Below are 25,622 nucleotides of genomic sequence, written 5' to 3'. Positions count from 1 at the left end.
GAGCGAACGTGCACGTGTCAGCCGAGGAATTACCACCCGTCCTGCCCGCCGAGCACATCATCGCCATCAACCAGCCCAAGCGGGACCTGCACACCGAACGCGACTACACGTGGAACGGCATGGGGTTCCGGCTCCCGCCCGGCGTGTTCCACCCCGGCGAGACCAGCCGCATGCTGCACCGGTGGCTGCTCGACGGCGACATCGAGACCAGGGGCAAGGTCTACGCCGCGATGGGCGTGGGCGCCGGGGTGGAAGCCGTCGCCGCCGGACTGCGCGGAGCGGGCACCGTCTACGCCCTCGACGTCCACCCCGCCAGCGTCGAAGCGACGGACCGCCACTATGCCACCCACGTCGGCGATCGCTCCGGCACGCGGTTCCGCCCCCTGGTCTCCGACCTGTTCTCCGCGGCGCCGGACGGGGCGCGGCTCGACGTGGTGACGTTCAACCCGCCCGCCGTCAGCCAGACCGTCAGCGACGACCCGGACGTCGTGCGCAACGTCTGCGTGGGCGCCCCGCTGGTCACCCGCTTCTTCGACGAACTGGTCGATCGCGACCTGCTCGCCCCCGACGGCGAGGTGCTGCTCATCGTGTCCAACACCGCCGACCTGCGCACCATCATCGGCCACGCCGAGCTCCGCGGTTTCACCACCGCGGTGCGCCACCGCCACGACTGGCACGACGGCGTCGTCACATTCCTGTTCGGACTCACCAGGGGGAGAACGTGACCGTCACGACCACAGTGGACGAACTCGCCGAGGCCGTGCGCGCCGGCGGGTACGGACCCGATCCGGGCTCGACCGCGGCCACCAGCGTGTTCTGGGTGCACCACGGCACCCGGCTGGCCGGCGGGAACACCACCTACCGCAACCAGTACGTGCTCGCCCGCGTCGGTACCGCGATCGGCGGCTGCGCCTTCGCGGACGGCGAGGTCGATCCCGCCGTCTGCGCCGAGGCGTCCGGAGCACCCGTGGCGGACCTGCTGGCCGCCGCGCCCGCCCCCGTGCGCGTCGCCGTCCTCGACGCCTACCTCGCCAACGCGCGCCCGCACCGCACGAGCGGAGCCGAGCAGGTGCGCCTGCCCGTCGGCACACCCGAGGTCAGGGCCAAGGCCAGGGACGCCGCGGTGGCCGGCCTGCTCGACGTGCCCGCCGGTGCGAAGGTCGCCCTCATCGGCGTGGTCAACCCGCTGGTCGCGGCCATCCGCGAGCGCGGCGCCGAATGCCTGCCGTGCGACCTCGTGCTGCGCACCACCCAGTGGGGCGACCCGGTGACCCCCGACATGCGCGAGGTCCTCGACGTCGCGGACGCCGTCGTCGCGACCGGCATGACCATCGGCAACGGCACCTTCGACGAGATCCTGACCACCTGCCGCTCCCGTGACGTCCCCCTGGTCGTCTACGCGCAGACCGGCAGCGCCGTCGCCCGCCACTTCCTCGGTGCCGGCGTGACCGCGCTGTCCGCCGAGCCGTTCCCGTTCTCCCAGTTCAGCGCCGAGGAAACAGTCCTGTACCGCTACCGCGCCCACTCCTGACGGACCGAGGTACGACGTGGACGACCACATCACCGACGCGCTCAGCCGTCCCGCGGTGCTGCGCCTGGACGAACGCACCACCTGCCTGCGCTTCGAGACCATGAAAGTCGCCTCGGCGCTCACCGCGGTGCGCCACCTGCTCGACCGGGGCGCCATCGCGAGGGGCGACACCCTCGTCGACAGCTCCAGCGGCATCTACGCGCACGCCCTCGCCCTGGCCTGTCACCGCTACGGCCTCAAGTGCCACATCGTCGCCTCCACCACCGTCGACGCCACCCTGCGCGTCCAACTGGAGGTGTTGGGCGCCACCGTGGAGCCGATGCCGGCCACCCCGAGCCTCAAGCTCGACCAGAACCGACGGGTCGCCCGCGTGCGGGAGATCCTGCGCGACAACCCGCGCCACCACTGGATGCGGCAGTACCACGACGAGGTCCACTACCTCGGCTACCGGCCGATCGCCGACCTCGTCCGCCGCGAGCTGGGCGCGTCACCGCTCGCCCTGGTCGGCGGTGTGGGCACCGGAGCCTCGACCGGCGCCCTCGCCCGCTACCTGCGCGAAACCGATCCCGACACCGAGCTGATCGGTGTCCAGCCCTTCGACAGCATCACCTTCGGCAGCGAGCACGTGCGCGACCCCGACATCATCATCGCCGGCATCGGCAGCTCGATCCCGTTCGCCAACGTCGACCACACCCTCTACGACACCCTGCACTGGGTCGGCTTCGACGCCGCGCTCGCCGGCAGCGTCGCGCTGCTGCGCGACCACGCCGTCTTCGCCGGGCTCTCGGCCGGCGCGGCCTACCTCACGGCACGGTGGGAGCAGCGCGTGCAGCCCGACCGGCACGTGCTGTTCCTCGCCCCCGACACCGGGCACCGCTACGTCGAGGCCGCCTACTCCCGGCACCGGCAGGCCACGCCCGTGGACGAACTGCGACCGCACCAGATCGATGGAACCGACGACATGTCCCTGCCGTGGTCGCGCATGCGGTGGAACCGGGCCCCGGCGCCACCTGCCGCCGTCGACGTCCCCGATGGCGCAGGCCGCCTCGTGACGCGGTGACGGTGGGGCGATCGATGCGGTTCCCGTGCGGGGGGCGGTACCGGTCCGTCGCTCGTTGACGACCTCGCGGTTCTCGCGGGTCCGCAGCGCTTCGACCACCAAGCGGGTTGGGTGGTGGGGACTGCCGCCAAGTCGGGCCATGCCGGCGTGGTGCCGGGTCGACGACGCGCCGTGCAGGGTCCGCCGGCTCGTCGAGTGGGTGACGCGGTGGTCGAGCCTGGCCATCTCGCCCTGGTTCGTCGGTGGTGCCATCGCGGGTTCTCCCGGGCGAGTAGTGCGGGCCACGAGTGTGCGGTGCCAGGTGAGCAGGGTGCCCGGTGCGACGGGGAAGGCTTCCCGCCATCGGTGACGGTCCGCCGGCCCGGACAGTGCGGTGGACCAGGCCCGGTCCGCGGGCTCGGAGCGGACCGGGCCCGCGAGTCGTCGGCGAGGGACGCCGAGCTCCCGGTGCACCTTGTACAGCAGGGACGTGCTCGTCCGGGCGCGGCTCCCCACACCGCCAGTAGTCGCTCTACCGGCGACGATGACTTTCGAGCGGCACAGGCCGCGCCCGGGTGGGCCGGTCGGAGCGGCGCAGTCGGTCGTCATGCCGCGTCGAACCACGCCACCGCGTACTGGTGGCCGCGCCCAGCGCCGTGTTCACCCGCTGTCCCACGTCCTCCGACTTCTTGGCGTGGGCGTCCATCTCCTCGGGGTTGATGCGGTGGGTCATCGCAGGAACCCGCGATCGCCGAAGTCCCCGTCCGAGGCCGCGGCGTCCTGACCGATGGCGCGACCCGCCAGTCGCCGTTGCGCGCGCGGCGTCCAGGATCGTGACCGGGGCTGCGGCGCTGGACACCGGGCGGTAGTCGGCGAACAGGGAGCCGAGTGCGCGGCATCCGTGGGTGTCGGAAGTCGGAGCAGGGACTCCGCCCGCGCCGACGTCGGGGGCCTCGGGTCGTTGAGCAGGGGGTCGAGGTCGCCTGGCATCGCGGGGACATGCCGTAATCGCTCTCCTGGATCAATAACTTCAGTGCGGACAAACAGACGGCCGGTCTCCGGGATTCGCTCCGCATGGGCGCTCGGTTGGAAGAACAGCACAACGACAACACGTTTCACCTGCTCGTGTGCCTCGGCTTGAGAGGATGTCGCGATGGGTACGCGCTCGGACAACGCCGACGACCGGTTGCGCTGTCCCCGGTGGTCGTTCGTCCGGGAGGAGTCGCGGTTGCTCGACAACCGCGATCCCGCACCCGGGGTCGGGCCTGTGGGTTCCTGCTCGAGGACGCTCGTTCTGCTCTCCCTTGACGGACCCGTTCGCAGTCCCAGGAGTGATCAACACCGTCACCTCGCGCGGTAACGTGGCGTGGTGGTGCAGGACGAGCAGGTGGTGGGGCGGTACCCGAACCCGGGGATCACTCCCGGGGAGTTCGAGCAGTTCGTCGCGGGGCAGTTGTTGGGCGCTGCGGAGTCCCAGGTCGAAGGGCTGGTGGTGAGCCTGCACGAGAAGATCGCCGGGGTGGACGGGACCTACGACTTCGACGCGACCGTGCGGTACCGGTTCGCCGGGATGGACTTCCTGGTGGTGGTCGAGGCGAAGGCGCACCGGAACCCGATCAAGCGGGAGTTGGTGCAGGTGCTGCGGCAGAAGGTGCAGAGCGTGGGCGCGCACAAGGGGGTGCTGGTGGCGACCTCGGCGTTCCAGGCAGGAGCCGTCGAGTTCGCCAGGACCCACGGGATCGCGCTCGTCACCGCCGCCGAAGGGCGGTTCGTCTTCACCACCCGGGACACGGCCGGCGCCGCACGGCCCGCCCTCGTGGCCTGCTACCACGGTGGGGCGGGCGTGCGGGGGATGGTGCTGGCGGCCGACGACGAGGACTACCCGGAGTGCGTCGCGGAGTTCCTGCTGGGCCGGCCGCGGGTCTGACTCACGCGCCGACGTGGACGTGGGACGCCCACACCAGCGGGTTGTCGGGGTGGCGGTCGCGCAGGGTGCGGGTCGCGGTGTGCACGGCGGTCGCGATGTCGCCGCCCGTCGCGATCGCCGGGTAGACCAGTTCCGCGAAGTCCACGGCGGGTTGGTCGCCGATCGGCCACAGGGTGCCGATCACGTGCCGGTACCCCGCCAACTGGAACGCCGACGCCAGGTGGAGCACCTCGTCCGCCAGCCGCCCGCCGGGGCGGGCCGTGGAGCACGCGGACAGGAACGCCAGGTCGGCGTCCAGGCGCAGGTGCGCGAGGTCGAGCACGGTGAGGGGGCGGCTGTGGTGGTCGGCCAGCAGCAGCAGGCTCCGCGAGGGGTCGGTCAGGTCGCTGTCGCCGTGGCATGCGAAGTGCGCGACCCGGGCCTTCGGCAGGGCGGCCAGGACGGCGTCGCGGGTCGCCGCGGTACCGCTGACCACGTCGACCGGGCCGGGCAGGTGGGTGCGCACCACCACCGCCTCCCTCTCGGCGCCGGGCAGCGGCACGTCGTGGCCCGGCGTGCGCGGCATCGCCACGACCAGGGCGCGGTCGGCGCGCGGTCGGGCAGGGTCGGTGCCGCGCCGTGAGTGGGCCAACGCCCGGAGGGTCGGCGTCGTCGAGCACACGACCCGGTCCACGACGCTGAGCGACCCCGTGCCGTGGTGGCCCGCCGCGTGCAGCGGCAGCAGCGACAGCAGGCCGGACGGGCACCACCACACCCGCCCGGGGGTGCCCAGGTGGTCGAGCACCGGCTCGGCCAGCACGTCCCAGGTCCACTCCAACGTGCGCATCACCCGGTCGAGCGCGGCGGCCCTGGTCCGGGCCCGCTCGGACCGGGTGTCCTCGACCGCGTCGAGGAAGTCCAGCACCTCCTGCGCGACGGCCCGGGGGGTGAGCGCGGGCAGCGGCACGGGCGTCACCTCGCCCGCGGCGGACAGGATCAGCGCGCACGACCCGAAGTCGGACACCGCGATCGCCACGGCGTGCCCCTCGGCGGGGGCGAGGTCGCGCGCGGTCGGCGGGCGCAGGAACGCGTCGAAACCGGGCAGCGCCCGGATGTCGGCGAGCAACCGGTCGTACCGCGCGGCCAGCCCGCGACGCGCCGCGACGTCCGCGTCGGGGTCCTCGAACGCCGCGCACAGCTCGGTGAACGTCGCCGCGAACGGCGGGTGGCGCTCGGCGAGCGCGGTGAGGTCGGTGCGGCTGTCCAGCGCGTGCCCGAGCAGCAGGCCGCGCCCCTGCTCGAACAGCTCGACCGCCCGCGTCGGCGACCCGGCGCGCACGCAGCACGCGGCGGCGTCCGCGCCGAGCCTCGCCATGCCGTCGATCAACGCCTCGCGGTCGCGTCGGGTCAGGGCGCGCGACACGGTCCGCCCCATCAGGTCGATCGCCGTCCCGTACGCCTCGGCGGCCTCCGTCCACCGCCCGTCGGACGCCGCCAGCCGCGCCCAGTGCGCGGCGGCCGAGGCGCGGACGCGCGGTGCGCCCAGCTCGATCGAGACCGCCTCCCGGAACGCTGCGAGCGCGGCTCGTGGGTCCGTGCCCGTCAGGGTGTCGCGCCGGTGGAGCACCAGGCCCAGGGACAGCAGGTGGCGTGGCCGGTCCGGGTGGTCGACCGGGAGTGCCCCCAGGGCGTCGCGGGCGACGTCGACCGCGGTGTCGAGGGCGTCCTGTCGTCCGGTCCGGTCGTGCAGGTGCAGCAACCCCGTGGTGAGGTTCAGCAACGCCGACGCGCGTCGCGGATCGCCGGGAGCCAGGGCCCGCACGGCCTCCCGGCACGCCTCGAGCGCCTCGTCGAGGTCCGCGGGGGCGTCGCCGAGGCCGGACCGGGTTTCCAGGGCGGCCGCGAGGTTCGACAGGCGCAGCGCGCGGCTGGTGTGGTCGGGCGGGGTCGCCTCGACGGCCCGTCGGCCGGTGTCGACCGCCTCGTCCAGGTCGGCGCTGTCCCGCCGGGACTCGAAGCGGGTGTGCAGCGCGGCGGCGAGGTTGGCCAGCGCCATGCCGCGCTCGGGGCTCGCCGCCGGCATGGCCGACACGGCTCGGCGCAGCGCGTCGATCGCCTCGTCCAGGTCGGCCTGGCCGCTCGTGCGGCGGAACCGGGCCACCAGCGCCCCGCCGAGGTTGCCCAGGTAGATGCCGAGGAGCGGGGTGCCCTTCGGCGCGGCCTCGACGGCGGCCCGCCCGACTTCGACCGCCTCGTCGACGTGCTCGACCCGGTCGGTGTGCTCGAACAGCAGGCGGAGGGAGGTGCAGAGGTTCGACAGGTAGGTGGGCGAGGACTCGGTGTCCGACGCCACCGCTTCGCGGTTGTACCGGACGGCCTCGTCCAGGTCTTCGGGCGCGCCACCGGTCTGGTACCGCTGGGACAGGGCGTTGGCCAGTGCGGACCTGCACCAGGCGAGGTCCGCATCCCCGTGGGGCGTCGCCTCGATCGCGGCCCGTCCCGCCGCGATGGACGCGGTCAGGTCCTCGGACCGTCCGAAGTGGATGAACCGGACCCGGAGCAGGTCGCACAGGCCCGTCAGGTGCTCGGTCGGCGACTCGCCCGCGTGGAGGGCGTCCTGCCGCACGCGCACGGCCCGGTCCAGGTCCGCCGGGTCACCGGTGCGCAGGAACCGGTTCCACAGCAGGTCGGCCAGTTCCGCCGCGTCGGACGTCGTGTCGATCCGGTCGCTCAACCCGGCCTCGTGGGCGAGGAGGTCCGCCAGGGCGCTCCGCGTCGTGTCGAGGTTGGTCCTCATCGCCTCGACGTCGGGGTGGTCCGGCCACCCGTCGACCGCGGCCTGGCAGGCCGCGATGGCGTCGTCCAGGTCCCGCCGACTGCCCAGTCGCCGGGCCCGGGTCAACAGGGCGATGCCCAGGTTGGACAGGCACACCGCCCGGACCGGGGCGTCGGGCGGGGCGTCCCGGACCGCGGCCTCGCACTCCTCGACGGCCTCGTCGAGGTCGTCCTGGTCGCCGTCGCGGTCGAACCTCGCCGTCAGCGCCGTGCCGAGGTTCGTGCGCAGGAGCGGGAGCTCGGCGTGCCCGTGCCCCGTGAGGTCGACCGCCCGCCGCAACAACCGGACGGCCCGGTCCAGGGCGTCCGGATCGGTGTCGGCGTCGCGGTACTGGGCGCGTCCGAGCTTCCCGAGGGTCGCGGCGCTGTCCGGTGCCGCGGGCGGGGCTTCGTCGAACCGCTCGGCGATCAGCTCCGGCACGTGCGCCCGACCGCCCATCAGGTACAGGGGCGCGAGCAGGTCGAGGGCGACCATCAGCTCAGAGCCGCCCTCGGGCGTGCCGCGCGCGGCGAACCTCGACCACAGCAGCAATCCGGCCGCCTGCGTGACCGCCTCGTCGTCGAGCGGGTCCGGAACCGCGCACAGCAGGTCGACCACCTCGTCGAGCGCTTCGCCGACGAGCACCTCGTCGGCGTCGCGGGTGTCGTGGAACGCGGTCACGCGCTCCCGCAGGGCGGTGATCAGGTCCGACCGCTCGGTCGCGGAGAACCCCGATCCCAGCACCTCGTCGAGTGCCGCCACGAACTCCCGCGCGAGTTCGAGCGCCACCGCGCGCGCGTTCCCGCCCATGTCGCCCGCGTGGCGCAGGAGCTCGGCGCGGGGCATGCCGCGCACGGTCGGCACGGCCCAGATCGCGGCCCGCTCCAGCATCCACAGCTGCATCACGCGGTCGTCCTCGACCACCGCCTCGACGGCCGCCTCGCGGTCGCCGAGGACCCGCTCGACGACGTCCGGCGTGGTCAGCGCCAAGGCACGGGTCAAGGCGACCAGCGCCTCGGCGAGCAGGGCGTCTTCACCGGTCGCGTCGAACGCGTGGCGCAACACGAACCCGAGGTGGGTCACCCGTCGGGCGAGCTCGACGTCATCCCCGGCGGCGGCGGCCGCTTCCCGTGCGGTGTCGGCCGCTTCGCGCAGGACGTGCGGATCGTCGTTGTGCCCCGTCAGGTGGTGGAGCGCGACGGAGAGCGAGTACAGGAGGCCGGCACGCGACGGATCGTCGTCGGCCAGCTCGGCGAGGACGGCCCGGCAGGTCGCGATCCCCTCGTGGAGGATGTCCTCGTCACCGGTCCGCTCGGCCAGGTCCACCAGCGCCTCGGCGAGCGTGGCGACCTCACCCGGCCCGATCTCCTCCCGGCCGCCGTCCTCCAGCACTTCGACGGCGGCCAGGACGGGGGAGGGGTCTTCGGTCCACCGGTGCACCACGCGCAGGGTGTTCGCGGCGTTCACGAGCCGGGAGTTCAAGGAGGGGTGGGTGTCCGGCGTCGCGCGCAGGACCCGCGCGTGCGCGGCCAGCGACTCGTCGAGCAGGGCGGCGTCCTTGGTGCGTATGAACAACTCCCTCAGGAAGACGGCCTGGTTGGCGATGGCGGGGATCACGCTCGGGTCTGCCGCGATGGCGGTCCGACCGACGTCGACCGACTCGCGCAGTGCCTCCAGGTCGTTGAGCTGTTCGTACCGGGCCTCCAGGGACGCGGACAGGTTGGTCAGGGCGAGCCCGCGCTCCTCGTCGTCCCGGGCGGCCTCGACGGCGGCACGCGCGACGCTGATCGATTCGTCGATCACCGCCTCGTCCCCGGTCCTGGTGAACTCGACCCGGAGCGTGCCGCTGAGGTTCGCGAGGTCGGTGGCCCCACCCTCGGCGGAAGACGCCTCGTCCGCACCCGCCGCGGTGAGGGCACGCGCCACGACAGTGGCCTCCCGAGCCGCCTCGGGACCCCCGGTCACCTGGGACAGCTCGACGAGGGCCGCGTGCAGGTCACGCAGGCAGCGGGCGTTCCCCGGCGGGTCGGTGGCCTCGACGGCGGCGCGGTAGACCCGGACGGCCGCCTCCAGCGCTTCCACGTCGCCGTGCTCCTCGTACCAGCCGAGCAGCGCGTCGCCCTGCTCGGTGTAGGCGTCCGCGTCGCCGCTGTACCCGAACACGTGGTCTTCCGGCTCGGCGATCTCCGGCATGTCGTCGAAGATCTCGCGTATCTGCTCCGACAACGCGTCGGGTGCGACCCGGTGCACCTCGCCCAGGAACAGCAGAGCGTCCTGCAGGTCCTCCATCTTCTGCCGCGCGTGGTGCCGGAACAGGTGGAGCTGTCCGATCACCGTCAGCGCGACCACGTCGACGGGCAAGTCGGGCGTCGACGCCGGTCCGGAGACCCGCAGCAGGAGCGAGTCCGCCTCGTCCAGTGCGTCCTCCGCCAGAACCGGGGCGTAGTCACCCGTGCGGCGGACCTCCTCGAACCGCGCGAGGATCGACTCGACCAGCTGTTCCCGCACCGGACCTCCCGTTCGCCACCACTTCCGGCGGGAACCTACCGAGTGCCGGCGCGTCGTTGTCGGGGCCCCGGATTTTCCATGCGGAACAAGACGAACGCTCGCGTGTGCGGCCGGTGGCACCGCGACGGGTGGGGGTATTCGGCGGCGTGGGCGCGGTGCGGTCCAGCGCCTGCCTCCCGGATTCCCCGCGGCATCGTGGAGTCCACGGGCAGCCACGAACCGCTCGCCCCGTGGGGTGTCGAAGTCGGAGGAGCAGGACTGTGGCCTGGGCCGACGTCGCAGGGCCCGTGCCCGTCGGTCAGGCAGTCGAGAACGCCTGGTGTGGTACCGGCGTGGTTCCACTCTCGTGCCGGGAGGCACTTCGGGGACTCCGCCCGGTAGTCGTCACGTCACGTGGGGCACGTTGTGCCCGCGGGGCGAAGCGCTCGGGGTGTGGGGCGTGGGTGCGGTCGAGGACGGTCTGGCGTTGATCGCGGATCTGTCCGGCGGTGCCGAGGTGCGTCGACCCGGGGGTGCGCGTCCGATCCCGGAACGACGGTGCTCGTGGTCGTAGGACGGAAGAACCCGTCGCAGCAAGGGGGCGTCGGCGAGGGAGCCGAACCGGCCGTGGGCGCGGCACGAGCGGTTCGGCGTCTTCCGCCGTGTCGCTGCGCAGCGGTGCTGACGGCACGGACGGCGATGACTTTCGAGCGGCGCACGCGATCAGGGCGTTGTGGTGGCCGGGGACGGCAACACGTGGTGTTCCACGAGGTGGGTGAGCGCGTCGGGGTCGCCGGCGATTTCCGGCACTGCCGTGGGCGTGGCCCGCCGGAGTTGCATCCAGCCGACGTACGCCGCGTACGCGGACAGGGCTCGGTACCTGGCCTCCCCGGCGGGAAGGCCGAGTTCGACGTACACGTCGGCGAGGAAGGCGACGCGGCGTCGGGTGACGCGGTTCAGCACGGGTGCCACCGCCGCGTCGTCGGCGTGTGCCACGAGCGCGGGCTCCAGGCCGTTCGTCGGGTCCTCGGTGATCGCGATGCGGAACAGCGCCCGCAGCCGCTGCCGGGGTTCGGCGATGCCGTCGACCCGCTCGATGACGGCCTCGGTGCCCTCCTGCTCCCACCACTCCAGCGCCTCGTGCAGCAGGGAGTTCCGGTCGGCGAAGTGCCAGTAGAAGCTGCCGCGTGTCACGCCGAGCCGTTGGGCGAGTGGCTCGACGGCCACGGCCGCCACCCCGCCTTCGGCCAGGGCCGTGAGCGCCGCGGTGAGCCAGTCCTGTTTCGAGAGCCGCTGCTTCGCCACCTCCGTACGGTACTGTACGGAAGACCGTACAGGGGTGTACGGAAAGGGGGGCGTGATGATCGTGTTGGCCGTGCTCACCGCCGCCGTGCTGGTGCTGATCGGCGCGCTGCACGTGCTGTGGATGTTCTCGCCGTGGCCGCTGCGCACGCGCGAGGAGTTCGCCCGCCGGGTGGTGGACGTCCCGGTGGACAAGCTGCCGACGCCGGGCGTGACGCTCGTCGTGGCCGTGCTGCTCGTCGTGGCCGGTTACCTGGTCGCCGCCCGCGCCGAACTGGTCGCCGTGCCGGGGCCCCGCTGGCTTCCCGCCGCGGGCGCGGCGGGCGTCGCGGTCGTGTTCCTGCTGCGCGGCACGGCCGGGCTGCTGGTGTCGTCCCGCCGCACGACCGAGTTCGCCCGGCTCGACCGGCGCTACTACTCGCCGCTGTGCCTGGGCCTGGCCGCGTCCTGCGCCGTCCTCGCGCTGACCCACCCCGCTGCTTGACCAGCGGTGGGACGGCGACCGGGCTCCCGCTCGCCGGCCCATCGCGCAGGTGTTCTCCGACTGCTCCGTCGGTGCGGGGCGCGGGAGGCGTTGCGTTCGAGGTCGACATCGAGTCGGGTGGGAACCTCGAACACGAGGACGAGGCGATGACGGCGGACTCCCGGGTGCGCCCGGACCGGGGATCAACCGCGATCCCCCCGCGTGCGCCGCGACGGTTCCGGTGATGTCCACGAAACCGTGGACCAGTGCGCTCCGATCGCGGCGGCGCCAAGCGATGACGAGTGGGCTGGGAGCGATGCCGTCCACCGGGACGACGGTGATGCCGGGGGACTCGCTGATCGTGAGGGGGCGGGACCGATCGCGTTCGACCGGAGAACGGCCGGGATGCGCTCACGGACGGTCCGCACGGTGGTGTCGGCGTCGTTCACCGGGCTCCGGCCGCCGGACAGTAGTCCCGCCGGAGCGGATCGGCGGTGCCGGGGAGGCGGAACCAGCGCCGGTCCCGCACGTCGTCCACGTGGACCCGGTCGAGGGACGCCGGCGGGCCGGTCGTGCGGACGACGACCCCGACCGGATCACGGCGGATCTCGGCGATCGCGACACCGGAGGCCTGGAACGGGCCGCGGGTGAGCGCCACGTCGACCCTGCCGAGGACGACCCCCGCGGTGGGATCGGTGAGGTCGCCCTCGACGACGCGGATCGCCACCCCCGGATGACGGGCGCGGAACAGGTCGATCAGGTCGGGGCCCACGCGGTCCACGCTGTCGGCCGGCGTTCCGATGGTGATGGTGCGCGCATCGGCCGCCTGTGACACCAGGGACGGCAGCGCCCCCACCCGGGCGGGCACCTCCCGTGCCTCCGGCAGCAGCGCGTGCCCCGCCCCGGTCGAGGTCGTCCCGCGCGGAACGCGTGAACGGCTCCGCGCCGAGTTCACGTCCGAGCTGCTGGATCGCCTGCTCAGAGGCGGCTGGGACATGCAGCCGGGCCGCCGCCCGACCGACGTTCAGGTCGACCCCCGGCTCGCGGCCACCTGCCGCGACGGCCGGTCCGACGAACGGGCCGGCTCGACGCGGGAGCCGACGCGTCAACGCGGCGAGCACCGCTGACCGCGCCGCGTGCGTGCCCGCCCGTCGCGAGACCACGCGGACATCACCGGCGGTGCGGTGAAGGGGCCGGTACAGCAGGCGAGCCGCCTGAGCGCTGTGCCGGCGAAGTCGGACGAAGTGCGCATCTGTCCTGGTCCCGAACGGTGTTACGAAATGTTAGCGCTAACTTTTCGAGGAGTCGTGTTCGCACCGCAACCGCCATAAGGCTTCAGAGGAAGGTCATAGCTGCCTATTGAGTTGCTCGATTCGACCTGTTAGCGTTAACACAATGACGTGATGCACATCACCGGTGTGCTGCTCGTCGACGCGGACCACGATGGCGTTCCGTTCCGGCTCGGAGGCCGCGTCTTGTCACCGCTTCAAGGAGGAAGCCGTGAGGTCGATCAGTGGAACGTCGTACCACCGCGCAGGGCGGTCGTTCACCACCACCCGCCCCGCCGGATCGCGGACGTCGCGTCCTCCGGGTGATCGGCCGCTGGACAGCTGACGGTCGTCCTCCGCGAATCCGCCGATCGCGCCGCACCGCGGACCACCCGAGGCCGCCTCGGCACGCAGAGGGACAACAACCACGTCGACCGCCGTGCGGCGTCAGGTCGGCCTCTTCGTGCATGACCGGGGCGCCACCCGGAGCCGCACCGCGGCCACCACCGAACCCTGTTCCACGTACACCGTGAGGAGTGATCGTGCTGTTCGCTCAACGTCGAGGAACGGCCCGGTGGGCGATGTCGTTCGTCGCCGCCGTCGTCGCCGGGCTGACCCTGGGCCCGATCGGCCAGCCGCAGGCCGTAGCCGCGCCCGGTCCGTCGTTCACCAACCCGGCCGTGCCCGCACCCAACAGCGCGGACCCGACATTGGTGCAGTTCAACGGCAACTACTACCACGTCGCCACCACCTGGACCTCCGACATCGTGATGCGCCGGTCGTCGACGATCGCCGGGTTGCGCAGCGCGCCGGAGCAGCTGGTGTTCCGCTCCGGCGGGACGGTGATGTGGGCGCCGCACCTGGAGCAGGTCGGCAACCGCTGGTACCTGTACTACTCGGTGGAGCTGGCCGGTGCTCCGCGCCGCACCCACGTGCTGGAGAGCGCGGGCAACGACCCGGCCGGCCCTTACACCTACCGGGGCATCCTGAACCTGATGCCGGACAACGGGTGGGCGATCGACGGCGCGCTGCTCAAGCTCAACGGCGCGCTGTACTTCCACTTCTCGGCCTTCCACGCCGACGGGCTGCAGTCGCTCTACATCGCGCCGATGTCCAACCCCTACACCGCCTCCGCGTTCGGGACCCGGATCTCCGCGCCGACCCTGGCGTGGGAGCGGCAGGACGGCGCGGTCAACGAGGGGTCGTTCGCGTTGCAGCGGGGTGGCCGGACGTTCCTGACGTACTCGGGCAGCCACTGCAACGGACCCAACTACAAGCTGGGCATGCTGGAGTACCGCGGCGGCAACCCGCTGTCGGCGGCGTCCTGGTACAAGTTCCCGAACCCGATCTTCCAGCGCAACGACGCCAACGGCGTGTTCGGCCCCGGCCACCACTCGTTCTTCACCTCGCCCGACGGCACGGAGACCTGGATCGCCTACCACGCCAACTCCTCGGCCTCCCAGGGGTGCGGCACCACCCGCACCACCCGGGTGCAGAAGATCTCCTGGAACGCCGACGGCACCCCCGACCTCGGCGTGCCCGTCTCCACCTCCACCGTCCTGGCCGGTCCCTCCGGCGAGGTGGACACCACCACGCGGGCGCACATCCGCAACCGGCACAGCAACCTGTGCCTGGACGACTACGACTGGGTCACCACGCCGGGCGCGGAGGTGCGGCAGTGGACCTGCGCGGACCTGCCGGTGCAGGACTGGTACCTGACACCGGTCGGTGACGGCTACTACGCCGTCGCCAACGGCCACAGCGGTCTGTGCCTGGACAACAAGGACTTCGCCACCGCGCCCGGTTCGGTCGTGCAGCAGTGGACCTGCAACGGCCTGCCGGTCCAGCAGTGGCGGATGACCACCACCAACGGCACCACCACGCTGGTCAACCGGCACAGCGGCCTCTGCCTGGACGACTACGACTTCGGCACCGCCCCCGGTTCGGAAGTGCGCCAGTGGACCTGCACCGGCGCGGCCAACCAGCAGTGGATCGTCGGCTGACGACCACCTGACCGGCGAGCGCGCCCGACCGCGAGCACCGATCGGCCGCCGGTCCGATCAGGTCCGTGCGGACGCGGTGGCGGTGTCGGGTGATCCGGGCAGGACTTCGTCCGACCACCACCTCCCGGGCGGCACGGTGAAGCACGGCGGTCGTGGGCGTTGGACGATCCGCACCACCGAGCGGAGGACCCGGCGGACCCGGTCGATCAGGGGGCCGGTACAGCGGCTGCTGGTGCGAGCGGGCCGCGGGTAGCCGGGTCGTGCACCGCGGCGGGGCGTCGGTCGTGACCGGCGCCCGCGGTGCACGTGCCGGCTGCCGTCGGGCTCGGCCACCACGCAGTCGTCGTGGACGGGGGCGCCGTCGACAGCGGTGACGCCTTCGGCGGTCCGGGGTGGTGCGGGTGGCCGTCTGCCCTCAGAATCATCGTCATGCTCACCGCAGTGCTGTACGGCCTGGCCGCGTCGAGCGCGTTGGTGATCGGCTCTGTCGCCGGCTCGCTGTGGCACCCGCCGCGTTGGATCACCGGAATCCTGCTCGCGTTCGCCAGCGGGGCGTTGATTTCCGCCTTGGCCTTCGAACTGTTCGAGGAGGCGTTCCACCTCGGCGGCGCGGTGCGGTCCGGGCTGGGCCTGCTGGCAGGGGCAGCGGCGTTCGTGCTCGCGGACACCGCCCTGGACCGCTACGTCACCGGCCGCTCCGGGCCCGGGCAGCGGGAGGTCACCAAGGCCGGTGCCCGCGGTGGCGTCGGGTTCGCGTTGCTGGCCGCAGTGACGCTGGACGGGGTGCCGGAGAACCTCGCGCTCGGGGTGTCGCTGGCGAGCGGGGTGTCGTTGACGCTGCTCGTGGCGATCTTCTTCTCCAACCTCCCGGAGTCGCTGGTCGGTGCCGTCGCCATGCGCGAGGCGGGACGGGGCAGGGGAGCCGTGATCGCGACGTGGGCGGTGTGCGCGCTGCTGCTGGCCGCCGCGGTGGTGCTCGGCAGGCTGGTCGCGGGCGGGTTGAGCGATGCCGTGCTGGCCGTGGCGCTGTCGTTCGCCGGCGGGGCGGTGATCGCCTCACTGGCCGACACCCTGATGCCGGAGGCGTTCGAGCACGGCCGCCCGGTCAACGCCTTCGCCACGGCCGGGGGATTCTTCCTCTCCTTCGTCCTCGCAGCTTGATCCCCGTACCTGCCGACACGTCCTCTGCCCCCGACGACCGGCCGAGCAGGGCTCCCGCACCCCGCACGACCCGCTCCCGGCCCGGTGGTCCGCGGGAGGGGAGCCGCGTTGTCCTGTCCGCCGGCGTCGAGCCGTTCGGGAAGTCGTCGTTGCCGGTCGAGCTGCTCAGCATGCCCTGCTCTTCGTAGTACCGCAGTGAGCGCGGGCTCGCGCCCGTGCGCTCGGGCAGCTCGCCGATCCGCACCCCCGAGGGCCTACGCCCGCGTGCCTGTGGGGGTGCCGACGTCGGCCACGTGCTCCGACCTGCGGTCGGGCTGCCGCGGTTCCTGCTCGTTGATCAGGTCGCCGCAGGACTGGTCGACGGCGCGCCGACGTGGAGCACCGCCGAGGACTCGGGTGGTCCGGTCCGGCGCAGCACGGCGACTCCGCGCCGCGGCACCGGCGACTCCCCGCCTGCGGCTGCGGCACGTGGTCACCGAGCGCGTTCCGGCACCTTGACGACGAGCGCTCCGGGGTCCACCTCGACCTTCAGCGACCTGGTCGTCCCGCAGACCTCCCCGTCCACCTCGAACGGTTTGGTGCGACTGCTGCGCAACTCCAGGCGTCGGAACCGGAACCGCTCCACCGCCGGCCCGTCCACCCGACGGGAACCGATCAGGCGCCCCGCCGTGACGAGCCACCCCCTGGTGCGCACGTCCCGCAGCAACGCCAGGTCCAGGAGCCCGTCGGCGGGGTCCGCCTCCGGCAGGAGGGAAACGCCGCCCTGCAACGCGCCTATGTTGCCGACGACCGCCCCCAGGACGCGTCGGGTCAGCCAGGGGCCGTCGTCCAACCGGACAGCCACCCGACTGGCGCCCGACCTGAGACCCTTGAGGACCGCCGGTACGTACGCGGGCCACCCCAGGAGGCGCTTCATCCTGGGCGAGGTGTCGCGGACCATCTCCGCGTCCAGACCGATCCCGCCCATGCCGACGAAAGGGCGTCCGTCCAGCAGGCCCATGTCGACGCGGCGGTCCGCCCCGTCGAACGCGGACGTCACGGCGTCCTCCACCCCGCTGCCGATCCCCAGGTTCCTGGCCACGAGGTTGCCCGTGCCGATCGGCACCACGCCCATCGCCACCCCGGTGTGCGCCACCCCGGCGGCCACCGCGTTCACCGTGCCGTCCCCACCACACGCCAGGACCAGCCGCGGGTGGTCCCGCAGGGCGAGTGCCGTCACCCCCGTCCCGGCGTCGTCACGGGTGGTCTCGAACCACCGCGGCTCGCACCAACCGCGGTCCCGGGCGCCACGCGACACCAGGTCCCGCAATCCGGAGTGATCCACCACGGCGCCCGGATGAACGACCACCGCCACACCAAGCCCGTCACGCCACGAATCCACCCGAACCGCCTTCACGAGGTCGACACCGGACCGGATGCCCGTCGACGGGCGAACGTACACGTGGACGCGACACGCAAAGCGCTGCGAACCCGCCCGGGCCGCTGCGGTGGGCGCATCCGGTCCTGCGGCAGGCCGTCCGTTGCCCGTGTGGTGCTCTGCGGACCGCCGGAACGATCCCCTGGGGGCCGGCTGTCCACTTGCCATCCGGATCGGTGACACGTGGTCGCCACTGCCACCCGTCGGCCTCCCCATCGCCGTCCGACGCGGCGGGGAGCGGCCCGCGCCATCGCGTCCCGGTGGACCGCGGTACGCCGAACTCGGGGACGTCCGGGTGAAACCGCGTGCGGCCTTCACGTGGAATACCCAGTGCCGGTAGGAGGAGGCCGTCGGGTGCTGCGCTGTTGGGATGCTCGTGCGCCGCAGGCGGGTGACCCCGCGTTTCTCCATCGACACAGATCCCTAGCGTGCCTGAGTCCGGACAACGATGACCGGTGTTCCGGCAGAGCGAAATGAGGATCGTCATGCGAAGACGTGTGGTCATCTGCTCGGCGACGGGCGCGCTCGTCGCGGCCGTCCTGGTGGTTCCCGGGGCGGCGGCCGATCCCGTGCCCGCCGTGACGTCGACGTTGGCGAAGTCCGTCGTCGGGGTGTCCGCCCCGGCCGATCACGGCGCCACCGCGACCTGGGTCGTCGGTTACGACAACAACGGCACGGGTGTCGGGTCGGCCACCATCACCGACGCCGTGGGTGCCGGTCAGTCCTACGTGACCGGCTCGCTGGACGTGCCGCCCGGGTGGACGCCGTCGTGGTCCGCGGACGGCAGCACCTTCCAGGGCGCCGAACCCCCGTCGGGCGTGGTCGCGGTGCGCGCCGAGAACCCCGTCACCGCACCGGACGAGACGTCGCTGTCCGGGTTGCTGACCCCGCCCGTGCAGGCGAGCACGACGGCGACCGGCGGCGACGGGTTCACCCCGCTGCTGCACCGCACCCCCACCGGCGCCCTCCAGTCCTGGAACATCTACCACCACGCGGCCCCGACGGTGCCGAAGGTGGTGTGCGTCGACCTGGCCTCCGGGCAGCCATGCGCGGGCGGGCCGTGGCCCCAACCGCTCAACACCACCTCCGGCCCGCTGGGCAGCGGCGCGACCGGTGACATCAGCAGTCCGATGGCGCACCAGTACTTCCGCGACCCCGCCGCACCCTCCCAGGTCCTCTACACCGCCGCGACCACCTCGTCGGTCGGTGTCGGCTGCCTCGACCTGGCCACTGCGGCGAACTGCGGCTACTGGCCCCTGTCCACCCCCGGTGGCATATCGGGCGCGAACAACACGGCCGGCTTCGTCGAGGTCGGCGGCAACCTCTACGGCCTGGCCGGCTCGGGCGCGGTCCTGTGCTGGACCGTCGCCACCCGTGCCGCCTGCCCCGGCCAGCCGTACGCGCCGATCGTCCCGCCCAGCGGCGACCAGCCCGGCAACCCGTGGTTCTACGGCGCGATGACCGTCGTGGCCGGCAAGGTGTTCGCCTCCTCATCACGGCCCAACACCGGCAGCCAGGCGGCCATGGGCTGCTTCGACCCGGCCACCGAATCCGCCTGCGCCGGGTGGGCCTCGCCACGACCCGTCGGCGCACCGGGCAACTACACCTACAACGCCTACACCGCCTACAGCACCACGGGCGCGCAGGTCGGCGCCTGCTCCACCACCACCGGCTCCTCACCGGGCGTGACCACCTGCTACGCGCTGGACGGCTCGGCGCTGCCCGCGCCGTCTTCGGCCGTCGGGCTGCCCGGGGGCGTGATCGCGTTCAACCCCGAGGTGATCACCGACCCCGACGGCCACGTCCGCAGCTACCTGGCGATCTGGGGCGGCCCGTACGCGGGCGCGGCGATCTGCCACGACTGGACCACCGCGTCGGCGTGCGCGGGCCTGCCCGACCCGATCACCCACCCGACGGTGAACGGCGGTGTCACCCGCGACTACGGCTACACCTACGACGTGCCGACGGGCTGCATGATCGGGCTAGGCGACGCGGGCGTGCTGTTCTCGATGGACCCGCTCACAGGTGCGTCGCCGTGCGTGCGCTCCGGCGGTCGGGTCTCGCTCACCCCCGGTGACTTCTACTGCGACGGCGCGTCCGGTCACGTGCAGGGCTACGGTTCCGCGCGGCTCGTCGGCGTCACACCCGGCAACGTCGACTTCGGCGCGTCCCGGGTGACCGTGGTCGACCAGGACGGCGCCACCGTGGCCACCCCGGGTTTCGCGCCCGACGGCACGGTCGACCTGAGCGGTGTGTCCCCCATCGCGCACCCGACGATCTCCGTCACCACCACATTGGTGCTGAACAGCGGCGCCGACTTCGGCGGCGGCAGCCGGCCGCGGCTGGCCGTGGACTTCACCGGCGACCCGCCGCAGGTGTGCTTCCGCACCACGATCGCCACCGACTGCGCCGTGGCCGACGTGTCGAACACCGCCACCGGCACCGACACCACCGGCGCGTTCACCTCCAACACCGTCACCGTCCCTGTCGCGCCGGGACCGGCCTGCCGGCCGGTGGTCACAGCGGACAAGGAGATCTGCGCCTCGAAGACCGCGTCCCACTGCGGTCCCAACGGCTCGGGACCGTGGGCCGAGAAGGCCGCCGTGGGCACGCTGGGCCTGCTCAACGCGACCGCGTACTGGCGCATCACGGTGACCAACCAGGGGCCGGTGGCCATCACCGACGCGCGCGTCGTGGACTACGTCGAGCCCTCGTGCGAAACGGCCGCCGGGACCTTCACCCTGCAGCCGGGCGAGACGAAGCGCTTCCACTGCTCCACCTACGCCCTGCTGACCCTGTTCCCGCTGACCAACGAGGCGAAGGCGAGCTACACGCCGCGCAACTCGCCCGCCGGCACCCCGCCGTCCTACTCGGCGTGGTCCTCGGCGACCGCCTGCTCCCTGCTCTGCCTGCTGGGCTGAGCCGACCGGCCGGGTGGGACGACTCGACGTCCCACCCGGCCGAGCCCCCGGTGTCGTCGGCGCGGTGTGACCCGGGTCGTCGCCACGTGACGTCGCTGCGGGCCTGCGGCCACACCGGTTGAGCGACACGGCACGCACCCGCACCCAGCCGCCCGGCACCTCGGGCTCCGGCAGGTCACCGACGGTGATCGCGGACAGGGGGAGCCGGGCCCCGCGCGTGAACGGCCCTCAGGAGCCCGCACCGGTGCGCCGTGCGACTTCGTCGCGCCCAGTGGGTCTCCTTTTCGTCGTTGTTCGTCGCGCGCGGTGATTACCGCCTCGTGGCGAAACGCGGGTGCGCCGGATGTCGGGCGAGGTGGTGCCCGCTGGACTCCGGTGAACGCCTTCCGGCAGGCTGGTGCGCGGCGCACCGGCACCGCATCCCCCAGCCTGGAAGCAGAGGAAGGTCGCGCGGGCTGGGTTGGTACGGTTGCTCGGGTCAGCCCATCGTGAAAGGCGCCATGTCGGCCTTCCCCGCATCACCGGTCGAGTCCGACGTCGTGGCCGCACTCCGCGCGGCGGGCTGTGTCTTCGCCGAGGACGAGGCCCGGTTGCTGCTCGACGCCGCGACCTCGCCCGGCGAGCTGGCCGAGTTGGTGCGGCGCCGGGTCGAGGGCGAGCCGCTCGAGGTCGTCGTGGGGTACGCCGAGTTCCTCGGCCACCGGATCTCCGTCGACGCCGGGGTGTTCGTGCCGCGACAGCGGTCGCGGTTCGTGGTCGAGCAGGCGGTCGAGCGGACGCGTCCCGGTGCCGTGGTGGTCGACCTCTGCTGTGGCGCCGGTGCGCTGGGTATCGCGGTCGCGGCCGCCGTCGGCGGGGTGGAGCTGCACGCGGCGGACATCGACCCCGCGGCGGTCGCCTGCGCTCGCCGCAATCTCGCGGAGCGGGGTCGGGTCTACGAGGGCGACCTGTACGAGCCGTTGCCGGACACGTTGCGCGGCAAGGTGGACGTCCTCGTCGTCAACGCGCCTTACGTGCCCACGGACGAGATCGCGATGATGCCGCCCGAGGCACGCGACCACGAGCCGCTGGTGGCGCTCGACGGAGGTGCCGACGGGGTGGACGTGCATCGGCGCGTCGCGGCCGGTGCGGGGGAGTGGCTCGCGCCCGGTGGTCATCTGCTGGTCGAGACGAGCGAGCACCAGGCGCCCCTCACCGCCGCCGCGATGACGACCCACGGTCTGGTGACGCGGGTGGAGGTGTCGGAGGACTGCTGCTGCACGGTGGTCATCGGCACCACGAGCTCGCGGTAGGAGCGGAACCCGCGCAACGACACCGCCTGCAACGGCACCGCCACGGCGGACACGACCGGCACCAGCGTCGCACAACGCCTGGAACCCGGGTCTGCCCCTGTCGGACGCGCAGTCCCGGAGCGCGTCGACGTCCGGCTGGGACGCCCCGCGCCGGACCGACGGCGGCCTGCCGGCGCCGCCCACCTGCGCCTCGCCGCGGCCGGCACCCTGGTCGACGGGGGTGTGAACGCCGGCCTGCCTATCGGGGTCGGCTCCGGACCCGGGGGCGTCGGGGCAGTCCGGCTGCACGCCACCGGGTTCTGCGACGGCGATGCCGCCGCGGGCGCGTACGCCCCGGTTCACCGTCGAGGCGGCGCAGTCCGGTACGGCGAGCTTGGGCGTGCGGTTCGCCAACGGCCACAGCAGCAGGAACCTCACCGCCTACCCGTACGCCGGTGGCAACACCGTCCGCCTCGAACCCCGTGCCCGCCGGAATGTCCATCCAGCCAGGTCGGGCAGTGTGGTGCCACTCGTCGGGGATGCCGCCCGACCGCTGTCGTCGCCGGAGGTGTTGTCGGACCGGTCGGACAGCGGGTGCGGGAACAACCGGTTCATCGCCGCGGTGCGGTGGCGCGTCTTCCGGGTGCCGGCCGACGCCGAGGGCGACGAGGTGTGCGTGTCACCCGGCAGGACCGCTACCGACTGGTCACCGACAGTGACCTGAATTGTCGCCTGTTCGTGCGTCCGTGTCATCCGATCCAGACGGTGCAGCCGGGTGAACCCAGCCCTACGCTGGCGAACGGACCGACGACCTGGTTGGCAGCGCAGGGGAGAAGGCATGCATCGATTCGCCGTTCTGTCGTCACTGTCCGCCATCATCGTCTCGTTCTCGCCGCACGCGCCGGTGGCCCAGGCCGCTCTGCCCACCCTCGTGTTCTGCGGGCCCGGCAGCGGTTCATCCGAATTCACCCCCGGGTTGACCACGACCCCCAGGCCGACCGAGATCACCGGCAGCGGCGACCTGGGCCCCTGCGTCGGCGACGACCGGATCACCGGCGCCACGTTCACCTTCCACGCGACCAGTCCCGCGTTCAGCTGCACCGCGGGCGATGCCGAGGGCACCATCGAGATCACCTGGGCGCCCGTCGGGGAGACGAGCACCGTCGACTACGTCGTCAACCGCTCGGTGCGCCCGGACGACCAGATGGTCTCGATCACCAAGGGGACGATCTCGCAGGGCCGATACGCGGGCGCCGCCTTCACGGGCGAGTCGGTCATCGTCCCCCCGCTCCCGGGGGCGTGCCTGGTCGAACCCGGGGTGCCGAACGCTGTCGGCTCCGGCTCCGCGGTCGTCATCCAGTAGGCGCCGTGCCGGAACCGGCGGGGCTCATCCGCTCGTTGCTGTCCCCGCGCTCCTGTCCCGACCCCTACGCCGTCTACCGCGCGCTCCGCCGCGACGCTCGGGTGCACCACTTCACGCCGTTGAACATGTTCCTGGTCAACGGCTACGCCGACTGCGCGGCACTGCACCGCGACCAAGGGCTGCTGGTCATCGACAGCGCCCTGCACGAGGAGCGCCGCCTGGGGCGGTGGCCGGACCAGGTCCTGCGCTCGATCGACCAGTGGCCGGTGTACCGGAACCCGCCCGCGCACGCGGCCTCGCGCCAGGTGCTGAAGCAGCACTTCACACCCGCGGTGGTCGACGGCCTCCGTCCCGTGGTCGAGCGGCAGTACGAACGGGAACTGGCCGAGGTGGTCCGCCGGGGCGCGAACGGCGCGGTCGTGGATCTGCAGCCGCACCTGGAACGACTGCCCATGATGGTGATGTCGGCGATCCTCGGCCTGCCGTCGGCCGACCTGCCGCACCTGGTCGAGATGGTGGCGGAGTTCTCCCTCTTCTTCGAGGTCGTGCTCACCGGTGGGCAGAAGCGGCGCATGGTCGACAGCCACGACCGGCTCATCACCTACTTCCTGGCCGTGATCGCCGAGCGCAGGCGCCGGCCCGACGGCGCCGTGGTGTCCAACCTCGTCGCGGAGCTGACCGGTCCGGGCGGGACGCTGCCGGACCGCCGGTTGGCCGGCATGCTGGCCGGGCTGCTGCTCGCCGGGTTCGAAACGACGGTCGGTCTGCTCGGCAACGGAGCGCACGCGCTCGCGACCCATCCCGAGCAGACCCGGCTGCTGGCCGCCGAGCCGGGACGCGCCGACGCGGCCGTCGAGGAGGTGCTGCGCTGGGACAGCCCGGTGCAGGTGAACTCCCGCGTGGCCGGTCAGCGGCTGGACGTCGCGGGCGTGCCGATTCCGATCGGAGCGGTGGTCGCCCTGGTCTACGGCTCGGCGCACCGCGACCCCGACCGCTACCCCGATCCCGACCGCTTCGACATCACCCGGCCGGGGGTGCGGTCGTTGAGCTTCGGCACGGGCATCCACCACTGCCTGGGCTCGCGGCTGGCGCGGATGGAGGCCGCGGTGGCCTTCGCCCGCCTGGCCCGCTTTCCCGCGCTGCGGCTCGCCGGGGAGCCGCAGCGGCGCAGTCCGGGCTTCACCATCCGGGCCTTCGAAACCCTTCCCGTCAGGGTGTCGTGACCCACCGGCTCACCGCGGCCCAGCGGGCGATCTGGTCCATGCAGGAGGACGACCCCACCTCTCCACTGTGGAACCTGGGCGGCTACCTGGAGATCGCGGGCCCGCTGGACCACGACCGGTTCGCCCACGCGGTCCACCGCGCCGCGATCGAAGCCGAGACGCTGGCGGTGCGGTTCGAGGCGGGCGACGACGGCCCGCGCCAGGTCGTGACCCGTCCGCGAACCTGGCCGATGCCGCTCGTCGACGTCACCGCCGAACCCGATCCGCACGCGGCGGCCGAGACCACGATGCTGACCGAGCTGGCTCGGCCGATGCCGCTGTTCGACGGCCCGCTGTGCCAGGAGACCCTGTTCCGGGTAGCGCCGGACCGGCACCTCTGGTTCCGCAAGGTGCACCACCTCGTGCTGGACGCCTACGGGTCCGTCCTCATCGGACGGCGGATCGCCGAGCTGTACGCCGCGCCGGACCCCGCACCGCCACCGGGCTTCCCCTCCCTGGTCGAGGTGCTGGCCGACGAGAGCGGCTACGAGGCATCCACCCGGGCGGCCGTCGACCGGGAGTACTGGCTGAGGCGGTTCGACGAGCCCTACCGGGCGGTGAACGCCGCCGGTCGTGTCCCGACACCGCCTTACCGCAGAGCGCTGCGCCGCAGCTGCTACCTGCCACCCCACGTGCGGACGCTGACCAAGACCCTCGGCGCGAGCCTGCCCGCGATCATGACGGCCCTGCTCGCGCACCACCTGGCCCGGCGGTCAGGAGTTCCCGAGGTGATCATCCAGCTCCCCGTCACCGGACGGCTCGGCCCGCTCGCCCGGCGCGCCACCGCCGTGCTCGCCAACCGGGTACCGGTGCGCCTGTCCGTGCCGCCCACCGCCGAACCCCTCGACCTGGTCCCGCAGGTCGTCCGGGAACTCCGCGCCTGCCTGCGGCACCAGCGGTGCCGGGTGGAAGACCTGCTGCGCGACGCCTCGGGAGCCGTGCCGTTCCTGGGGCCGAAGGTCAACGTGTGGGCCAGGGGGTACGACATGGCCCTGGCGGGAAGCCCTGTCCTGGAGCGGAACCTGAACAACGGCCCGGTCACCGACCTGTCCGTGATCATCTACCCCGAGCCGGACCAGCACGGCCTGCGCGTCCACCTGGACGCCAACCCCGACCTCTACCGGCCCGAGGACCTGGAGACCCACCTGCGGCACCTCGTGCGGCCGCTCGCCGACCGCTCCTGACCCGCCGCGCCCGGTCGGTGGGGGCCGCGTCCGCGACGGCGAAAGCCTGGAGCGCCCCCTGCGAGCGGTACTGCCTGCCGGACGCGTCACCTGCCCGGGCAGTACCACCGCGTTCGCGCTCCGGGTCGAACGGGCGGGTCTCGCGGCCGGTGTCAGCAGGGGGGAGGTCGTGCACCGGATCGGCGAGTGCGGTCATCTCCGGGCGGGAGGCGGCTTGCGTGACGGGAGG

General features: G+C 72.9%; 18 protein-coding genes. 13 read left to right on the top strand and 5 right to left on the bottom strand.

All coding sequences use genetic code 11. The features are described 5' to 3' along the window. Positions 1–8: 8 nt before the first annotated feature. The 4 genes from CKY47_RS15175 to CKY47_RS15160 all read left to right on the top strand — a co-directional run bounded on the left by CKY47_RS15175 (position 9) and on the right by CKY47_RS15160 (position 4,497). A complete protein-coding gene (locus CKY47_RS15175) occupies positions 9–725 on the top strand; it encodes a class I SAM-dependent methyltransferase (protein WP_306746431.1) in 717 nt (238 codons plus the stop codon). Next, the gene (locus tag CKY47_RS15170; RefSeq protein WP_306746430.1) at positions 722–1,531 is read left to right on the top strand and encodes a Rossmann-like domain-containing protein; all 810 of its coding nucleotides are present in this window, start codon (positions 722–724) and stop codon (positions 1,529–1,531) included. Before CKY47_RS15175 ends, CKY47_RS15170 begins: the two co-directional genes overlap by 4 nt. Positions 1,532–1,547: 16 nt before the next feature. Next, a complete protein-coding gene (locus CKY47_RS15165) occupies positions 1,548–2,591 on the top strand; it encodes a pyridoxal-phosphate dependent enzyme (RefSeq protein ID WP_306746429.1) in 1,044 nt (347 codons plus the stop codon). A 1,348-nt stretch (positions 2,592–3,939) separates the two neighbouring features. Then, complete coding sequence (locus CKY47_RS15160; RefSeq protein WP_306746428.1) at positions 3,940–4,497, top strand: restriction endonuclease; 558 nt, start codon at positions 3,940–3,942, stop codon at positions 4,495–4,497. A 1-nt stretch (position 4,498) separates the two neighbouring features. On the opposite strand, the gene CKY47_RS15155 is transcribed toward CKY47_RS15160, so the two are convergent. Further along, complete coding sequence (locus CKY47_RS15155; protein WP_306746427.1) at positions 4,499–9,799, bottom strand: CHAT domain-containing protein; 5,301 nt, start codon at positions 9,797–9,799, stop codon at positions 4,499–4,501. A 702-nt stretch (positions 9,800–10,501) separates the two neighbouring features. Further along, positions 10,502–11,083 carry a TetR/AcrR family transcriptional regulator gene (locus CKY47_RS15150; protein WP_306746426.1) on the bottom strand — a complete coding sequence of 194 codons (582 nt, stop codon included), beginning with the start codon at positions 11,081–11,083 and terminating at the stop codon, positions 10,502–10,504. 55 nt (positions 11,084–11,138) lie between these two features. On the opposite strand from CKY47_RS15150, the gene CKY47_RS15145 reads away from it, so the two are divergent. Continuing rightward, positions 11,139–11,564, top strand: coding sequence for a DUF3995 domain-containing protein (locus CKY47_RS15145; protein WP_306746425.1), 426 nt, complete (start codon positions 11,139–11,141; stop codon positions 11,562–11,564). A gap of 424 nt (positions 11,565–11,988) precedes the next feature. On the opposite strand, the gene CKY47_RS15140 is transcribed toward CKY47_RS15145, so the two are convergent. After that, positions 11,989–12,315, bottom strand: a complete 327-nt coding sequence (locus CKY47_RS15140) for a LysR family transcriptional regulator substrate-binding protein (RefSeq protein ID WP_306746424.1) — start codon at positions 12,313–12,315, stop codon at positions 11,989–11,991. Between the two features lie 34 nt (positions 12,316–12,349). Between CKY47_RS15140 and CKY47_RS15135 the strand changes: the two genes are divergently transcribed. The 3 genes from CKY47_RS15135 (at position 12,350) to CKY47_RS15125 (ending at position 15,975) form a co-directional block, all read left to right on the top strand. Continuing rightward, a complete protein-coding gene (locus CKY47_RS15135; RefSeq protein WP_306746423.1) occupies positions 12,350–12,670 on the top strand; it encodes a hypothetical protein in 321 nt (106 codons plus the stop codon). 683 nt (positions 12,671–13,353) lie between these two features. Then, positions 13,354–14,814: a family 43 glycosylhydrolase gene (locus CKY47_RS15130; protein ID WP_306746422.1), complete on the top strand. Its 1,461-nt coding sequence runs from the start codon at positions 13,354–13,356 to the stop codon at positions 14,812–14,814. Between the two features lie 429 nt (positions 14,815–15,243). Next, on the top strand, positions 15,244–15,975 hold the full coding sequence (locus tag CKY47_RS15125; RefSeq protein ID WP_306746421.1) for a ZIP family metal transporter: 732 nt from the start codon (positions 15,244–15,246) through the stop codon (positions 15,973–15,975). Here the strand turns inward: CKY47_RS15125 and CKY47_RS36915 are convergent. Both CKY47_RS36915 and CKY47_RS15115 read right to left on the bottom strand, forming a co-directional pair. Beyond that, the gene (locus CKY47_RS36915) at positions 15,920–16,219 is read right to left on the bottom strand and encodes a MerR family DNA-binding transcriptional regulator (RefSeq protein ID WP_371320669.1); all 300 of its coding nucleotides are present in this window, start codon (positions 16,217–16,219) and stop codon (positions 15,920–15,922) included. The genes CKY47_RS15125 and CKY47_RS36915 overlap by 56 nt on opposite strands. Positions 16,220–16,447: 228 nt before the next feature. Beyond that, the gene (locus tag CKY47_RS15115) at positions 16,448–17,560 is read right to left on the bottom strand and encodes a diacylglycerol/lipid kinase family protein (protein ID WP_306746420.1); all 1,113 of its coding nucleotides are present in this window, start codon (positions 17,558–17,560) and stop codon (positions 16,448–16,450) included. Positions 17,561–17,877: 317 nt separating this feature from the next. Here CKY47_RS15115 and CKY47_RS15110 point away from each other — a divergent pair, with 317 nt between their 5' ends. The 5 genes from CKY47_RS15110 to CKY47_RS15090 all read left to right on the top strand — a co-directional run bounded on the left by CKY47_RS15110 (position 17,878) and on the right by CKY47_RS15090 (position 25,393). Beyond that, entirely contained in the window at positions 17,878–20,313 is a 2,436-nt protein-coding gene (locus CKY47_RS15110; protein ID WP_306746419.1) for a DUF7617 domain-containing protein, read from the top strand. Between the two features lie 500 nt (positions 20,314–20,813). Next, complete coding sequence (locus CKY47_RS15105; protein ID WP_306746418.1) at positions 20,814–21,605, top strand: putative protein N(5)-glutamine methyltransferase; 792 nt, start codon at positions 20,814–20,816, stop codon at positions 21,603–21,605. 817 nt (positions 21,606–22,422) lie between these two features. Further along, positions 22,423–22,947 carry a hypothetical protein gene (locus CKY47_RS15100; RefSeq protein ID WP_306746417.1) on the top strand — a complete coding sequence of 175 codons (525 nt, stop codon included), beginning with the start codon at positions 22,423–22,425 and terminating at the stop codon, positions 22,945–22,947. Positions 22,948–22,952: 5 nt separating this feature from the next. Beyond that, on the top strand, positions 22,953–24,170 hold the full coding sequence (locus tag CKY47_RS15095; protein WP_306746416.1) for a cytochrome P450: 1,218 nt from the start codon (positions 22,953–22,955) through the stop codon (positions 24,168–24,170). Then, on the top strand, positions 24,167–25,393 hold the full coding sequence (locus CKY47_RS15090) for a condensation domain-containing protein (protein WP_306746415.1): 1,227 nt from the start codon (positions 24,167–24,169) through the stop codon (positions 25,391–25,393). Before CKY47_RS15095 ends, CKY47_RS15090 begins: the two co-directional genes overlap by 4 nt. Positions 25,394–25,622 lie beyond the last annotated feature (229 nt).

It is taken from the genome of Saccharothrix longispora, assembly GCF_030852425.1.
GTDB classification, from domain to species: domain Bacteria; phylum Actinomycetota; class Actinomycetes; order Mycobacteriales; family Pseudonocardiaceae; genus Actinosynnema; species Actinosynnema longispora.
This window is presented reverse-complemented; position numbering and strand designations above follow the sequence as displayed.

Coding starts and splice junctions, on each gene's coding strand:
- CKY47_RS15145 (WP_306746425.1), top strand. CDS start 11,139: ATGATCGTGTTGGCCGTGCTCACCGCCGCCGTGCTGGTGCTGATCGGC.
- CKY47_RS15135 (WP_306746423.1), top strand. CDS start 12,350: ATGGTGCGCGCATCGGCCGCCTGTGACACCAGGGACGGCAGCGCCCCC.
- CKY47_RS15125 (WP_306746421.1), top strand. CDS start 15,244: ATGCTCACCGCAGTGCTGTACGGCCTGGCCGCGTCGAGCGCGTTGGTG.
- CKY47_RS15115 (WP_306746420.1), bottom strand. CDS start 17,560: ATGGCAAGTGGACAGCCGGCCCCCAGGGGATCGTTCCGGCGGTCCGCA.
- CKY47_RS15110 (WP_306746419.1), top strand. CDS start 17,878: ATGCGAAGACGTGTGGTCATCTGCTCGGCGACGGGCGCGCTCGTCGCG.
- CKY47_RS15105 (WP_306746418.1), top strand. CDS start 20,814: ATGTCGGCCTTCCCCGCATCACCGGTCGAGTCCGACGTCGTGGCCGCA.
- CKY47_RS15100 (WP_306746417.1), top strand. CDS start 22,423: ATGCATCGATTCGCCGTTCTGTCGTCACTGTCCGCCATCATCGTCTCG.